16 protein-coding genes and 1 tRNA gene are annotated in these 14,671 nt (G+C 67.9%); 11 read left to right on the forward strand and 6 right to left on the reverse strand.

The window, feature by feature from the left end; translation table 11 throughout:
- Positions 1-45 precede the first annotated feature (45 nt).
- From hemA to A8M77_RS16780, 7 genes are all read left to right on the forward strand, one after another.
- Positions 46-1,317: a glutamyl-tRNA reductase gene (gene hemA, locus A8M77_RS16750; protein WP_086922644.1), complete on the forward strand. Its 1,272-nt coding sequence runs from the start codon at positions 46-48 to the stop codon at positions 1,315-1,317.
- 70 nt (positions 1,318-1,387) lie between these two features.
- The gene (gene prfA / locus A8M77_RS16755; RefSeq protein ID WP_086922645.1) at positions 1,388-2,476 is read left to right on the forward strand and encodes a peptide chain release factor 1; all 1,089 of its coding nucleotides are present in this window, start codon (positions 1,388-1,390) and stop codon (positions 2,474-2,476) included.
- A complete protein-coding gene (prmC, locus tag A8M77_RS16760) occupies positions 2,473-3,330 on the forward strand; it encodes a peptide chain release factor N(5)-glutamine methyltransferase (RefSeq protein ID WP_086922646.1) in 858 nt (285 codons plus the stop codon). Before prfA ends, prmC begins: the two co-directional genes overlap by 4 nt.
- Before the next feature lie 28 nt (positions 3,331-3,358).
- Positions 3,359-3,679: a Grx4 family monothiol glutaredoxin gene (gene grxD, locus A8M77_RS16765; protein ID WP_086922647.1), complete on the forward strand. Its 321-nt coding sequence runs from the start codon at positions 3,359-3,361 to the stop codon at positions 3,677-3,679.
- Positions 3,680-4,180 (forward strand): cupin domain-containing protein, encoded by a 501-nt coding sequence (locus A8M77_RS16770; protein WP_086922648.1) that lies wholly within the window; start codon positions 3,680-3,682, stop codon positions 4,178-4,180.
- Between the two features lie 97 nt (positions 4,181-4,277).
- The gene (locus A8M77_RS16775; protein WP_086922649.1) at positions 4,278-5,285 is read left to right on the forward strand and encodes an AAA family ATPase; all 1,008 of its coding nucleotides are present in this window, start codon (positions 4,278-4,280) and stop codon (positions 5,283-5,285) included.
- A 53-nt stretch (positions 5,286-5,338) separates the two neighbouring features.
- On the forward strand, positions 5,339-6,655 hold the full coding sequence (locus A8M77_RS16780) for a hemolysin family protein (RefSeq protein ID WP_086922650.1): 1,317 nt from the start codon (positions 5,339-5,341) through the stop codon (positions 6,653-6,655).
- Here the strand turns inward: A8M77_RS16780 and A8M77_RS16785 are convergent.
- A complete protein-coding gene (locus A8M77_RS16785; RefSeq protein WP_086922651.1) occupies positions 6,652-7,290 on the reverse strand; it encodes a lytic transglycosylase domain-containing protein in 639 nt (212 codons plus the stop codon). The genes A8M77_RS16780 and A8M77_RS16785 overlap by 4 nt on opposite strands.
- On the reverse strand, positions 7,287-9,032 hold the full coding sequence (locus A8M77_RS16790) for a proline--tRNA ligase (RefSeq protein ID WP_086922652.1): 1,746 nt from the start codon (positions 9,030-9,032) through the stop codon (positions 7,287-7,289). Before A8M77_RS16790 ends, A8M77_RS16785 begins: the two co-directional genes overlap by 4 nt.
- Before the next feature lie 125 nt (positions 9,033-9,157).
- On the opposite strand from A8M77_RS16790, the gene A8M77_RS16795 reads away from it, so the two are divergent.
- Positions 9,158-9,817 carry an RNA pyrophosphohydrolase gene (locus A8M77_RS16795; protein ID WP_086922653.1) on the forward strand — a complete coding sequence of 220 codons (660 nt, stop codon included), beginning with the start codon at positions 9,158-9,160 and terminating at the stop codon, positions 9,815-9,817.
- On the forward strand, positions 9,804-10,358 hold the full coding sequence (locus A8M77_RS16800; protein WP_086922654.1) for a CNP1-like family protein: 555 nt from the start codon (positions 9,804-9,806) through the stop codon (positions 10,356-10,358). The genes A8M77_RS16795 and A8M77_RS16800 overlap by 14 nt, the downstream gene beginning before the upstream one ends.
- Before the next feature lie 28 nt (positions 10,359-10,386).
- On the opposite strand, the gene proB is transcribed toward A8M77_RS16800, so the two are convergent.
- From proB to rplU, 4 genes are all read right to left on the reverse strand, one after another.
- On the reverse strand, positions 10,387-11,535 hold the full coding sequence (gene proB / locus A8M77_RS16805; protein WP_086922655.1) for a glutamate 5-kinase: 1,149 nt from the start codon (positions 11,533-11,535) through the stop codon (positions 10,387-10,389).
- Positions 11,536-11,624: 89 nt separating this feature from the next.
- Entirely contained in the window at positions 11,625-12,677 is a 1,053-nt protein-coding gene (cgtA, locus tag A8M77_RS16810) for an Obg family GTPase CgtA (RefSeq protein WP_086922656.1), read from the reverse strand.
- A gap of 68 nt (positions 12,678-12,745) precedes the next feature.
- Positions 12,746-13,003, reverse strand: coding sequence for a 50S ribosomal protein L27 (gene rpmA / locus A8M77_RS16815; RefSeq protein ID WP_068680025.1), 258 nt, complete (start codon positions 13,001-13,003; stop codon positions 12,746-12,748).
- A gap of 12 nt (positions 13,004-13,015) precedes the next feature.
- A complete protein-coding gene (gene rplU, locus A8M77_RS16820; RefSeq protein WP_086922657.1) occupies positions 13,016-13,327 on the reverse strand; it encodes a 50S ribosomal protein L21 in 312 nt (103 codons plus the stop codon).
- Positions 13,328-13,514: 187 nt separating this feature from the next.
- Here rplU and A8M77_RS16825 point away from each other — a divergent pair, with 187 nt between their 5' ends.
- Together A8M77_RS16825 and A8M77_RS16830 are read left to right on the forward strand one after the other, a co-directional pair.
- On the forward strand, positions 13,515-14,507 hold the full coding sequence (locus A8M77_RS16825; protein ID WP_086922658.1) for a polyprenyl synthetase family protein: 993 nt from the start codon (positions 13,515-13,517) through the stop codon (positions 14,505-14,507).
- 62 nt (positions 14,508-14,569) lie between these two features.
- A tRNA-Pro gene (locus A8M77_RS16830) sits at positions 14,570-14,646 on the forward strand.
- Positions 14,647-14,671: the final 25 nt, after the last annotated feature.

The following is a 14,671-nucleotide window of genomic DNA, read 5'->3' on the forward strand; positions in this document are numbered from 1 at the left end:
ACAGGGGGAGAGCGGGGATGGCGGCAAATTTTATAATCCTGAGTTATGTCAGTCTGGGCCCTTGGCTTGAACCACACGACCGCGCCGCTCGATCTGCGCGGTCGTTTCGCGTTCGCCATCGACCAGATCGGCCCGACGCTCCAGAGCCTGCGCAGCTCCTTCGGCACCCATCGCCACCCCGATGTGGAAGCCGCGATCATCTCGACCTGCAACCGCACCGAGATCTATTGCGCGGCCGACCGTCCCGCCCTGGACCACACGCTGGACTGGCTGGCCGAGAGCGGCGGCGTCGCCCCCGCCCTGCTGCGCTCCCACGCCTACCAACTGCACGATGACAAGGCGGCGCGCCATGCCTTCCGCGTCGCCAGCGGGCTCGACTCCATGGTGCTGGGCGAGGCCCAGATCCTCGGCCAGATGAAGGACGCCGTGCGCGCCGCCGAGACCGTCGGCTCGCTCGGCAGCACGCTCAACCAGTTGTTCCAGCGTTCCTTCGCGGTGGCCAAGGAAGTGCGCACCGCCACCGAGATCGGCGCGCACTCCATCAGCATGGCGGCCGCCGCGGTGCGCCTGGCGGCCCAGTTGTTCGAGGACCTGAAGCAGACCCGCGTGCTCTTCGTCGGCGCCGGCGAGATGATTGACCTCGCGGTCACGCATTTCGCAGCCAAGGAGCCGCGCTCGATCGTCATCGCCAACCGCACGCTGGAGCGCGGCGAGAAGCTGGCGTCCCGCTTCGGCGGCGAGGCGATGCGCCTGGCCGAGTTGCCAGGGCGGCTGGCGGAGTTCGACATCTTGGTCAGCTGCACCGCCAGCACGCTGCCGCTGATCGGGCTGGGCGCGGTGGAGCGCGCACTCAAGCTGCGCAAGCACCGCCCGATGTTCATGGTCGACCTGGCGGTGCCGCGCGACATCGAGCCCGAGGTCAAGGCGCTGGAAGACATCTACCTCTACACCGTGGACGACCTGGCGCAGGTCGTGCAGCAGGGCCACGCCAACCGCCAGGCGGCGGTGGCCGAGGCCGAGGTGATCATCGACGCCGGCGTGCGCAGCTTCATGCACTGGCTGGACCAGCGCGGCAGCGTTCCGCTGATCCAGCAGCTCAACGCGCAGGCCGACGAGTGGCGCGCCTTGGAAATGGCCCGCGCGCGCAAGCTGCTGGCCAAGGGCGAGCCGGTGGAGGCGGTGCTGGAGGCGCTGTCACGCGGGCTCACGCAGAAGATGCTGCATGGCGCCATGGCCGAGCTGCATGCCGGCGACGCCACGGCGCGCGAGCACACGGCGCAGGCCATCTCGCGGCTGTTCCTGCGCAAAGAGCGTTAGCGGCGCCCGCCGCCGCCTTCGCTGCCGTGCCGCCGCACGGTCCTTCTTTTCCGCCTTTCGATCGCCCCCCGTGAAACCCTTCCTGCGTCAACAACTCGAGCGCTACGTGCAACGCCTCGGCGAGCTGGACTTCCTGCTCTCGCGCGAGGACATCATGGCCGACATGGCGCAGTACCGCACCATCTCGCGCGAGCATGCCGAGGTGACGCAGGTGGCCGGCCGCTACCAACGCTTTCTGCAGCGCGAATCGGATCTGGCAGCGGCGCGCGAGATGGTCGACGACCCCGACATGGCCGAAATGGCGCGCGAGGAGATCGCCGGCGCCGAGGCTGAACTGGTCGCGCTGGAGGACGAGCTCCAACGCCTGCTGCTGCCCAAGGACCCGGAGGACGCACGCAATGCCTTCCTCGAGATCCGTGCCGGCACCGGCGGCGACGAATCGGCGCTCTTCGCCGGCGACCTGCTACGCATGTACACCCGCCATGCCGAGCGGGCCGGCTGGCGCTGCGAGATCGTCAGCGCCAGCGAAAGCGAGCTGGGCGGCTTCAAGGAAGTGGTGGTGCGGGTGATCGGCGACGAGGTCTTCGGCAGGCTGCGCTTCGAGTCCGGCGGCCACCGCGTGCAGCGGGTGCCCACGACCGAGACACAGGGCCGCATCCACACCAGCGCCTGCACGGTGGCCGTGCTGGCCGAGCCGGACGAGGCGCAGGCCGTGCAGATCAACCCGGCCGACCTGCGCATCGACACCTTCCGCGCCAGCGGCGCCGGCGGCCAGCACATCAACAAGACCGACTCGGCGGTGCGCATCACGCACATCCCGACCGGCATCGTGGCCGAGTGCCAGGACGACCGCAGCCAGCACCGCAACAAGGCCAAGGCGCTGCAGGTGCTGTCGGCCCGCATCCAGGAGAAGGAGCGCAGCGAGCGCGCCGCCAAGGATGCGGCGCTGCGCAAGGGCCTGATCGGCAGCGGCGACCGCAGCGACCGCATCCGCACCTACAACTTCCCGCAGGGCCGGCTCACCGACCACCGCATCAACCTCACGCTCTACAAGCTGCAGACGATCATGGAAGGCGAGCTCGGCGAAGTGCTGGACGCCCTGCGCGCGGCGCGCGAGGCGGAGCAACTGGCGGAGCTCGAAGCCAGCCTGCCGGCATGACGGACACCCCAGCCTCCCAGTCGCCGAGCACTGCCACGCAGATGCTGGCCGCCGCCGCGGCGCTGGGCATGGAACGGCTCGATGCCCAGCTGCTGCTGCTGCACGTGCTGGGCCGGCCCTCGGGCGACCGCGCCTGGCTGCTCGCGCACGACACCGACGTGCAGGGCGACACGGTCTGGGCCCGCTTCTCGGCGCTGTGTGCCCGTCGCATCGCCGGCGAGCCGGTGGCCTACCTGCTCGGCGAGAAGGAGTTCCACGGGCTCGGCCTGCAGGTCGACGCCCGCGTGCTGGTCCCGCGGCCCGACACCGAGACCCTGGTCGACTGGGCTCTGCAATGCCTGGAGGGCCGCACGGCGCCATCGGTGATCGATCTGGGCACCGGCAGCGGCGCGATCGCGCTGGCGATCCTGCATGCACGCCCCGATGCGCAGGTGACCGCGGTGGACCGCAGCGCCGACGCCCTGGCGGTGGCTCGCGCCAATGCGCAGCGGCTGGGCCTGGCGCTGCGCTTCGCCGAGGCCGACTGGCTCGAGGGCGCCGGAACCGGCCTGGACCTGGTCGTCTCCAACCCGCCCTACGTGGCGGCCGGCGACCCGCATCTTGCAGCGCTGCGGCACGAACCGCCGGGCGCGCTGGTGTCCGGGCCCGACGGCCTGGACGACATTCGCCGGATCGTCGAGGTCGCACCCGCCCACCTGCGCGAGGGCGGCTGGCTGCTGCTGGAGCACGGATGGGACCAGGCGGCGGCGGTGCGCGGCCTGCTGGAGGCCCGCGGCTTCGCCGAGGTCCAAAGCCGCGACGACCTGGCAGGCATCGCACGTTGCTCGGGCGGGATCCTGCGCGCGGTGAAATAATCCGCCAACTCATTTTTTGGAGCTTCCCATGTCCGACGTCCAGCAGCGCATCGACGACCTCGTCAAGACCAACGAGCTCGTGCTCTTCATGAAGGGCAACGCCAGCTTCCCGATGTGCGGCTTCTCGGGCCGCGCGATCCAGATCCTCAAGGCCGTGGGTGTCGATGCGCGCATGCTGAAGACCGTCAATGTGCTGGAGGACGACGCGATCCGCCAGGGCATCAAGGAATACAGCAACTGGCCCACCATCCCGCAGCTCTACGTCAAGGGCGAGTTCGTCGGCGGCTCGGACATCCTGATGGAGATGTACGAATCGGGTGAGCTCCAGAAAATGCTCAGCGCGGCCTGAATGAGCCACGATCACGCCGATCACGGCCACGCGGACGACACCCCCGCCTGGAAGCATGATGGCGTCCGGGTGATCCCGGGTAACCAGCTCGATGCCAACACAGCGCAGACGCCGGGCATGAACCGCGCTGCGGCCATCAACTTCGCGCGCGTGGGCGCTCAGAAGCTCTGGGCCGGCACGGTGACGATCCATCCCGATGCCAAGACCGGCGCCCATCACCATGGGCACCTGGAATCCGTGATCTACGTGGTGCGCGGGCGCGCACGCATGCGCTGGGGCGAACACCTCGAGTTCACCGCGGAGGCCGGCCCGGGCGACTTCATCTACGTGCCGCCCTACGTGCCGCACCAGGAAATCAACGCCAGCCCGATCGAGGCGCTCGAGTGCGTCCTGTGCCGCAGCGACGGCGAGGCCGTCGCCATCAACCTCGACATCGAGCCTGTCGAGAAGCCCGAATCGGTGCTGTGGGTCGACCCGACCCATCCGCAGGGCGGCGCCTGAGTCCTTCGCTCAAAAGCCTCCGAAGCGAGAAAACATAGGCAAGCGCCGGCACCAGGCACGGCTTATGCTGTGCCAAAGTGTTCGATCGGAGGTCTCCATGGATTCCCGCCCGTCCCGCGATCTGGTCCCAGCATCCACGTCGTCCTTCCAGTTGCCGGTGGCGCATCTACGCAGCGTGTTCCGCACGCACGATGTCGAGCGCAAGCTCGCCAAGCTCCCCGAACGCGACCACGAACACCTGCGCACCACCTACGAGCGCATGCTGGAGCGCGGGCCCGAGCGCTTCCAGGTCAAGCCCAGCGGCATCCCCGACATGGCGGGCCTCTATGCCGAGCTGCCCAATTTCACCGAGGCGCTGGACGACGTGCGGCGCCATGTCGCGCTGGCCCAGGACAGCCGCGACGGGCTCGAGGTCACGCCCATGCTCCTGCTGGGCCCACCCGGCATCGGCAAGACCCATTTCGCGCGGCGACTGGCGGAGCTGCTGGGCACCGGCATGTCGCTGGTCCCGATGAGTTCGATGACCGCCGGCTGGCTGCTCTCAGGGGCCTCCTCGCAATGGAAGGGTGCCAAGCCTGGCAAGGTCTTCGAGGCGCTGGTCGACGGCCAGTACGCCAACCCGGTGATGGTGATCGACGAGATCGACAAGGCCGGCACCGACGCCCAGTACGACCCGCTGGGTGCGCTCTACGGCCTGCTGGAGCACGACACCGCCCACGCCTTCATCGACGAGTTCGCCGAGGTGCCCATTGACGCCAGCCAGGTGATCTGGGTCACCACGGCCAACGACGCGCGCGGCATTCCCGAGCCCATCCTCAACCGGATGAACGTGTTCGAAGTCGATGCGCCCTCGCCCGAGGCGGCGCGGCAGATCGCGGCCCAGCTCTACACTTCGATCCGCAAGGCCCACGACTGGGGCCGGCTGCTGGCCGAGGACGCCTCGCCCGACGTGCTGGACCATCTCGCCACGCTGGCGCCGCGGGAAATGCGGCGAGCGCTGATGACCGGCTTCGGCAACGCCCGGCTGGCCGGGCGCGAGGAGGTGCGGGTGGAGGACCTCCCGCGCGCCGGCCCGGGCCGCAGCCGGATCGGGTTCGTCCAGTAGGCGGCGCACCCGGGGGATGCTCATGGCACCATTCGGTCTGTAACGACCGACCCATGACGCTGACCCAAAGCCTCCTCATCATCGTCCTCCTGATCGCGACCAGCGCCTTCTTCTCCCTGGCGGAGATCTCGCTGGCCGCCTCACGCCGGTTGCGGCTGCGGCAGATGGCGGACGAGGGCGATGCCCGGGCCGAGCGGGTACTGCGCGTCCAGGAGCAGCCGGGGCACTACTTCACGGTGGTCCAGATCGGACTCAACGCCGTCGCGATCCTGGGCGGCGTGGTCGGCGAAGGCGCGCTGACACCCTACTTCGCGCAGCTGTTCGAGCTCTGGTTCACCGTGGAGACGTCGCAGACTGCCGCCTTCCTGGCGTCCTTCGTCACCATCATCGCCTTCTTCCTGGTCTTCGCCGACCTGTTCCCCAAGCGGCTGGGCATGAACGATCCGGAGCGGCTGGCGATGCGCATGGTCGGGCCGATGCAGGTGCTGATCACCACGCTCAAGCCGCTGGTGTGGCTCTTCACCCAGTGCACCGACCTGCTGTTCAAGCTGCTGGGCATGCCGATGCAGCGCGACGACAAGATCACCTCGGCCGACATCCTGGCCATGACCGAGGCCGGCGCGCGCGCCGGCGTGCTGGCCGAGCGCGAGCAGCAGGTGATCGCCAACGTGTTCGAGCTGGACACCCGTCTGGTCAGCAGCGTGATGACCTCGCGCGACCGCATCGCCTGGTTCCAGAAGGACGACTCCGAGGCGGTGCTGCGCGCCCGCATCGTGGCCGAGCCCTACTCCGCCTACCCGGTGTGCGAGGGCGACATCGACCACGTGCTGGGCTACGTGGACGCCAAGGACATGTTCCAGCGCGTTCTCAGCGGCCAGCCGCTGTCCTTCGACCATGGCCTTCCGCTGCACAAGGCGCTGGTCATTCCCGACCGCCTGTCGCTCACCGAGGTGCTGGAACAGTTCCAGCAGGCGCACGAGGACTTCGCGATCATCGTCAACGAATATGCGCTGGTGGTAGGCGTGATCACCCTCAACGACGTGATGAGCACCGTGATGGGCGAGCTGGTGGGCCAGCAGGACGAGGAACAGCAGATCGTCAAGCGCGACGAGAACTCCTGGCTGATCGACGGCGTGACGCCAATCCAGGACGTCCAGCGCGCACTGGACATCGACGAGCTGCCGCATGCCGACGAGTACGAGACGCTGGCCGGCTTCCTGATGGTGATGCTGCGCCGCGTGCCGCGGCGCACGGACACGGTGAGCTGGGGCGGCTTCACCTTCGAGGTGATGGACGTGGACAGCCACCGCATCGACCAGGTGATGGTCACGCGCGGCGGGGCGGTGGCCGCCACGCCGGCGGCAGTCTAGCCCCGGTCGTCGCGCCGGTCGTTGAAGACCCAGAGCCGCTGGTTGGAGAACACTGCGTTCGGGTAAGGCGCCCGGCCGCGGCTGCCGTTGTAGCGGCCCAGGGTCATGAACAGGTCCCCCGCCTCGCGGTCGAGGTAGTGCCGCAGGATCACGCAGCCGAAGCGCAGGTTGGTCTGCATCCGGAACAACGTGGACGAGTCACCGTCGCCGATCACGCGGGTCCAGAAGGGCATCACCTGCATCAGGCCGCGGGCGCCGGCACTCGAGACGGCGAACTTGCGGAAGTTGCTTTCGACCTGGATCAGGCCGAGGACGAGGCTGACGTCGAGCCCCGCGCGCTTGCTCTCGTACCACACGGTCTGGAGGAACTCGATGCGCTCCTGGTGACCGGGGACCTTTTTCTTCAGGCGCTCGCTCATCTCGCCCAGCCAGCGCAGGAAGGCAAGGCGCGATGCGGTGTCGGCGAACTCCGGCTTCGGCGGAGCGCTGCTGCGGATCGAGGCGCTCAGGGCATTGCGCACCGAATCGATGAGCGGCTCCTCGATCTGCGCCCCGGCGTGCGCGACATCGGGCAGCAGCGGCAGGACCCCGGCAGCGGCCCCGGCCAGCAGGCACGAGCGCCGTGAAAGGCTCATGCGGCCAGTTTGCCCTTCACGAAGGCCTCGATGTCCGCCACGGGCACCTTGGTCGCGGCGGTGTCGCGGCGGTGCTGGTACTCGTACTGGCCCTCCTTGATGCCGCGGTCGGAGATCACGACACGGTGCGGCACGCCGATCAGTTCCCAGTCGGCAAACATCGCGCCCGGGCGCTCGCCGCGGTCGTCGAGCAGCACGTCGACGCCCGAGGCCAGCAGCTCCTCGTAGAGCGCCTCGGCCGCCTTCCTGACCTCCTCGCTGCGGTCCATGCCGATCGGGCACAGCACCACCGTGAAGGGGGCAATGGCGTCGGGCCAGATGATCCCGCGCTCGTCGTTGTTCTGCTCGACGGCGGCGGCCGGCAGGCGCGTGATGCCGATGCCGTAGCAGCCCATCTCCAGCAACTGCGGCTTGCCGGCCTCGTCGAGGAAGGACGCGCCCATCGGTTTGCTGTACTTGGTGCCCAGCACGAAGACATGGCCGATCTCGATGCCGCGCTCGATCGCCAGCACGCCCTTGCCGTCCGGCGAAAGGTCGCCGGCCACCACGTTGCGCAGGTCGGCCACCAGCTCGGGCTCGGGCAGGTCGCGGCCCCAGTTGACGCCGGTCATGTGGAAATCGACCTCGTTCGCGCCGGTGATCCAGTCGGCCATCACCGCCACCTCGCGGTCGACGACCAGCCGGACCGGCTGCTTCAGGTTCAGCGGGCCCAGGTAGCCGGGCCTGCAGCCGAAGTGGGCATCGATCTCGGCGCCGGTGGCGAAGCGGAAGCCCTGGTCCAGGCCGGGCACCTTGCCGACCTTGATCTCGTTCATCTCATGGTCGCCGCGCAGCAGCAGCAGCCAGACCTGGCTGCCGGCCACCTGGCCGTCGGCGCCCAGCTTGTCGGTGGCCAGCACCAGCGATTTGACCGTGGTCGCCAGCGGCACGCCCAGCAATTCGGCGACGTCCTCGCAGGTGGCCTTGCCGGGGGTGGGCGTCTTGGCCAGCGGCTCGGTTGCCGGACCGCGCGGGCCAGCGGGCGCGAGCGCCTCGGCCTTCTCCATGTTGGCCGCGTAGTCGCTGTTCGGGCAGTAGACGATCGCGTCCTCGCCGGTCGCGGCAATCACCTGGAACTCCTGGCTCACGTCGCCGCCGATCGCGCCGCTGTCCGCCGCCACCGCCCGATAGCGCAGGCCGAAGCGGTCGAAGATGCGCCGGTAGGCGTCGGCCATGATCTTGTAGCTGGCCTTGGCGCCTTCCAGGTCGCGGTCGAAGCTGTAGGCGTCCTTCATGATGAACTCGCGCCCGCGCATGAGGCCGAAGCGGGGGCGCCGCTCGTCGCGGAACTTGGTCTGGATCTGGTAGAGGTTCTTCGGCAGCTGCTTGTAGCTGCGGATCTCCTGGCGCGCGATGTCGGTGACGACCTCCTCGCTGGTGGGCTGCACGACGAAGCCGCGCTCATGGCGGTCCTTGATGCGCAGCAGCTCCGGGCCATAGGCCTGGAAGCGGCCGCTCTCCTCCCACAGCTCGGCCGGCTGCACCACCGGCATGGCGAGTTCGACCGCCCCGGCGCGGTTCATTTCCTCGCGCACGATCGCCTCGACCTTGCGGATCACCCGCAGTCCCATGGGCATGTACGTGTAGATGCCGGTGCCCAGCTTCTTGATCATGCCGGCGCGCATCATCAGGCGGTGGCTGACGACCTCGGCGTCGGCTGGGGCTTCCTTGAGGGTGGAAATGAAGAATCGGGAAGCTTTCATCGGTCGCGCAAAGGGGTCCTGTTGGGGCAAGGGGGATGGGCCGCCGGAGGGCCCGGAACTGGTCGCTTTGCCGAGGGCAACCCGGCATGCATAATCGACTCAGTTCAAAAAATTGGGGTTTGATTATGCTCGACCGCGACGGCTTCAGGCCCAACGTCGGCATCATCCTGCTCAACCAGAGAAACCAGGTTTTCTGGGGCAAGCGCATCCGTACCCATTCCTGGCAATTCCCGCAAGGCGGCATCGATCGCGGCGAGAGCCCCGAACAGGCCATGTACCGGGAACTGCACGAAGAAGTGGGGCTCCAGCCGGAGCACGTGCGCATCGTGGCCCGTACCCGCGACTGGTTGCGCTACGAGGTGCCGGACCGGTTCATCCGCCGAGACGCACGGGGCCACTACAAGGGCCAGAAACAGATCTGGTACCTGTTGCAACTGATCGGCCACGACTGGGACCTCAACCTGCGCGCCACCGACCACCCCGAATTCGACGCCTGGCGCTGGCACGACTACTGGGTCCCGCTGGACGTGGTGGTCGAGTTCAAGCGCGGCGTCTACGAGATGGCGCTGACGGAACTGGCCCGCTACCTGCCGCGGCAGGACTTCCGCAACCGATTCCTGCGCAGCAATGTGCGCGCCCGCGAGTTCGAGCGCCATCCGACCGGCGTCGGCCATGAAACCAACTTCGAGCTGCCCCCCGGGGCAAGCTTCGACCCGAATCCCAATGCCTCTCTTCCAGCGTCCGATCCTTCTTCGACCAACGACCCCTTCCATGCGCCTCGCTAGGCCGGCACTGCTGCTGGCCGGCGCCTGCCTGCTCGCCGCTTGCGGCTCGACTCCCCGGGACACCGACAACCCCGACTGGGCCCAGGCCGGCATGCCCCCGCCGCCGAAGGTGACTGCCCAGGCCGACGAATGGAAGGAAGCGGAGGTACCCCCTCCGCCGGCCTTCAGCGAAAGCCGGCTTCTCTCGATCGCGATGCCGCCCTATTCGACGCTCAAGTTCGGCGTCGACCCGAACACCTTGTCGGTCACGGGCGACGGCGTGGTGCGCTACGTCGTCGTCGCCAGCAACAAGGCCGGCGGCGCCACCAACGCCTTCTACGAAGGCATCCGCTGCGCCTCGGAAGAGGTGAAGCAGTACGCCCGCTACAACGAAGGCGCCTGGCATCTCGCGGGTAACGCGGAGTGGAAGCGCATCAACGACCGCAATTCGCGCTATGCCAAGGAACTGGCCCTGCAGGGCGTCTGCCGCGGCCATGCGCCGCGCTCCTCGGTGCGGGAGATGGTGCAGCAGATGAAGAATCCGCTGCGCGAGCTGCCCTGAACAAGCGGGCAGCCGCGAGGGCTGCCCCTCAGCCGGCGGGCATCAGGACCATGTTGTCCCGGTGCACCATCTCCGGCTCGGCCACGTAGCCCAGCAGCCGCTCGAATTCGGCCGACGGCTTGCGGCACAGCAGCCGCGCCTCGGCGCTCGAGTAATTGGCCAGCCCGCGGGCAAGCTCGATGCCGTGCTCGTCGCGCACTGCGATCACCTCGCCGCGCGAGAACTCGCCTTCCACGGCGGTCATGCCGATGGGCAGCAGGCTCTTGCCCTCGCCCCGCACCTTGGCTGCGGCGCCCGCATCCACCGTGACCGAGCCGCGCAGCTGCAGGTGATCGGCCATCCAGCGCTTGCGAGCCTGGTGCTTGGCGGTCTGGGCCACCAGCAGCGTGCCGATGGGTTCGCCCTGGGACAGGCGCAGGAGGGCATCCGGCTCGCGGCCCCAGGCGATCACCGTGGAGGCGCCCGAGCCTGCGGCACGCTTGGCGGCCAGGATCTTGGTGATCATGCCGCCGCGGCCGATGCTGCTGCCGGCGCCGCCGGCCATCGCCTCCAGCGTCGGGTCGCCTGCAGCCGCCTCGTGCACGAAGCGCGCATTCGGGTTCTTGCGGGGATCGGCGGTGTAGAGGCCCTTCTGGTCGGTGAGGATGACCAGCGCATCGGCCTCCACCAGGTTGGCGACCAGCGCACCCAGCGTGTCGTTGTCGCCGAACTTGATCTCGTCGTTGACCACGGTGTCGTTCTCGTTGATGACCGGAACCACGCCAAGGGCGAGCAGGGTCACCAGCGTCGAGCGGGCGTTCAGGTAGCGCTCGCGGTCGGCCAGGTCGGCATGCGTGAGCAGTACCTGGGCGCTGCCCAGGCCGTTCTCGCGCAGCTTGGTTTCGTAGATCTGGGCCAGGCCCATCTGGCCCACGGCCGCCGCGGCCTGCAACTCGTGGACCTCATGGGGCCGGGTGCGCCAGCCCAGGCGCTTCATGCCCTCGGCGATCGCGCCACTGGACACCATCACCACCTCGCGCCCGGCGCGTACCAGGGTCGCGAGCTGGCGGCACCATTCGCCGATGGCTGTCTCGTCCAGGCCGCGGCCCTCGTTGGTCACCAAGCTGGAGCCCACCTTGACCACAAGGCGGCGCGCGTCGCGCAGGACGGCAGAGGCGGTGACGGGCGTGGAAGTCATGTCAGCGGCCGCCTGGCCGCCCAAAGGGCGCTGAGCGCCCCCTCGGGGGGCGGCGATACACGAAGCGATGAGCATGGGGGCATTTGATTTCAGGCGAATCGCGGATCGATCTCTGTGGGCGGCTGTTCGGCCACCTGCTCGGCCTTCACATGCTGGTAGACCGCCTGCACCAGCGGCGCGCAGCCCTCGCGGGTCAGTGCGGAGATTTCGAACACGGGACCCTTGAAGCGCAGGCGCTTGACGAAGTCCTTCACTTTCGCGGCTCGCTCCTCGGCAGGGATCATGTCCAGCTTGTTGAGCACCAGCCAGCGCGGCTTCTCATAAAGCGCGGCGTCGTACTTCTTGAGCTCACCGACGATGGCCTTGGCCTGCGCGACCGGATCGGTGTCGTCGAAGGGCGCGAGGTCCACCACGTGCAGCAGCAGTCGCGTGCGCTGCAGGTGGCGCAGGAACTGGTGACCGAGGCCAGCGCCTTCGGACGCGCCCTCGATCAGCCCGGGCAGATCGGCGACCACGAAGCTCTGCTCCGGCCCCACCCGCACCACGCCCAGATTGGGGTGCAGCGTGGTGAAGGGATAGTCGGCAATGCGCGGGCGCGCATTGGAAACGGCGGTGATGAAGGTGGACTTTCCGGCGTTGGGCATGCCCAGCAGGCCGACGTCAGCCAGAACCTTGAGCTCGAGCTTGAGGCTCCTGCGCTCGCCGGGCCAGCCCGGTGTCTTCTGGCGCGGGGCGCGGTTGATGGCGCTCTTGAATCGCAGGTTGCCGAAGCCGCCGTCTCCGCCCTTGGCAATGATCAGCTTCTCGCCCGGACTCAGCAGCTCGAACAGCACCTCGCCCGTCTCGGCATCGCTGATGATGGTGCCCACCGGCATCTTCAGGGTGATGTCGTCGCCGGCCGCGCCGAACATGTCCGAACCCATGCCATGCTGGCCACGCTTGGCCTCGTGGCGGCGCGAGAAGCGGAAATCCACCAGCGTGTTGAGGTTGGAGTCGGCCACGGCGAACACGTGGCCGCCCCGCCCGCCGTCGCCGCCGTCGGGGCCGCCGAATTCCTTGTACTTCTCATGGCGGAACGACACGCAGCCGTTGCCGCCATCGCCGGCGGCGATGTCGATGAAGGCTTCGTCGACGAACTTCATGAGAGGTGCAGTTTACAAATGAAGAAGCCCCGGCAAAGCGGGGCTTCGAGTGGATCGAAGTGACGGGCTCAGGCCGGCGTCACGCTGACCGTGTGCTTGTTGAGCGCGCCCTTGGTGCCGAAGGACACGTGGCCGTCCACCAGGGCGAACAGCGTGTGGTCCTTGCCCACGCCGACATTCGTGCCGGGGTGGAACTGGGTGCCGCGCTGGCGCACGATGATCGAGCCTGCGCTGATAAGCTCGCCGCCGAAGGCCTTCACGCCGAGCATCTTGGGCTTGGAATCGCGCCCGTTTCGCGTAGAGCCGCCGCCTTTTTTCTGTGCCATGGAATCAGCTCCTTAGCCGGCGATCGCGCCGATTTGCAGTTCGGTGAACTGCTGGCGATGGCCTTGACGTTTCTGATAGTGCTTGCGACGGCGCATCTTGAAGATGCGGACCTTGTCGTGCTTGCCATGCGACAGCACGGTGACCGTGACCGTTGCGCCGGACACCAGGGGCGTACCGACCTTGAGAGCGCTGCCGTCGCCGACTGCAAGCACTTGGTCGATCACGATCTCCTGGCCTACGTCCGCAGCAATCTGTTCTACTTTAATTTTCTCGCCGGAAGCAACGCGATACTGCTTGCCGCCGGTTTTTATGACCGCGTACATGTAAACCTCTTGAGGAAGATGGCTCCACGGCGAATTCCGCAGAGCCCAAGATTCTAGCACGCCGGCCGTTTTCCGGCATACACGGCGGGCCGCCAGGGTGGCCGGGCCACCCGCCTCCCTATAATCGTCGCGTTCCGGCCCGGGCCGGCCATCATCCCCCTCAAAGCAGCGCAACAGCGCCCTCGCCTTGTCAGTTCCCCCCGCCGATAACTCCCCTGCCGCCGCCGTCCTCCGCCTGATCGCAGACGACATGACGGGGGTCGACCGCGTGATCGCCCACCGCCTGGATACCGGTGTTCCATTGGTGCGCCAGGTGTCCCAGTACATCATCTCCGCCGGCGGCAAGCGGCTGCGGCCGGCGCTGCTGCTGCTCATGGCGGGCGCGCTCGGCTATCAGGGGGAACAGCGCTTCAATCTGGCCGCGGTGGTCGAATTCATCCACACGGCCACCCTGCTGCACGACGACGTCGTCGACGAATCCACGCTGCGGCGCGGCCGCCCCACCGCCAACGAGTCCTTCGGCAACCCGGCCAGCGTGCTGGTCGGCGACTTTCTCTATTCCCGCGCCTTCCAGATGATGCTGGACGCCCACGACATGCGGGTGATGGAGATCCTGGCCGAGGCCACCAACGTGATCGCCGAGGGCGAGGTCCTCCAGTTGATGAACATGCACGACGCCTCGCTCGACGAGGAGGCCTACCTCCGGGTCATCCGCTCGAAGACGGCCAAGCTGTTCGAGGCCAGCACCCGGCTCGCCGCCGTACTGGCCGGCGTCACGCCGGAGGTGGAGGAGGCCTGCGCTGCCTATGGGCAGGCACTGGGCACCGCCTTCCAGGTCATCGACGACGTGCTCGACTACGCCGGCGATGCCAGCGAGACCGGCAAGAACGTCGGCGACGACCTGCGCGAAGGCAAGACCACCCTGCCGCTGATCCTCGCCATGCAACGCGGCACGCCCGCCCAGCGTGACCTGATCCGAACCGCCATCGAAGCCGGCGACACGACGCAACTACCGCAGATCGTGGCCATCGTGCGCGAAACCGGCGCACTGGAAGCCACGCGCGAAGCGGCTGCCGCAGAGGCGCAACGCGCAATCGATGCACTCGCCGGCTTTCCGTCGAATCCCTATGCCGCAGGTTTGCTACAATTAGCGGCTCAGTTGCTTGAGCGACGCGCCTGACGCCTCACGACAGTGAGGCCATCAAAGGCACAAAGGGTCGCATCTTTTTCTCGCAACACAATCGGGGTGTAGCTTAGCCTGGTAGAGCGCTACGTTCGGGACGTAGAGGCCGGAGGTTCGAATCCTCTCACCCCGACCAGTTTTCCTTCAATCATCGAAGCCCA

Origin of the sequence: Variovorax sp. JS1663 (genome assembly GCF_002157355.1) — a bacterium.
In the GTDB taxonomy this organism is placed as follows: Bacteria; Pseudomonadota; Gammaproteobacteria; order Burkholderiales; family Burkholderiaceae_C; genus Variovorax.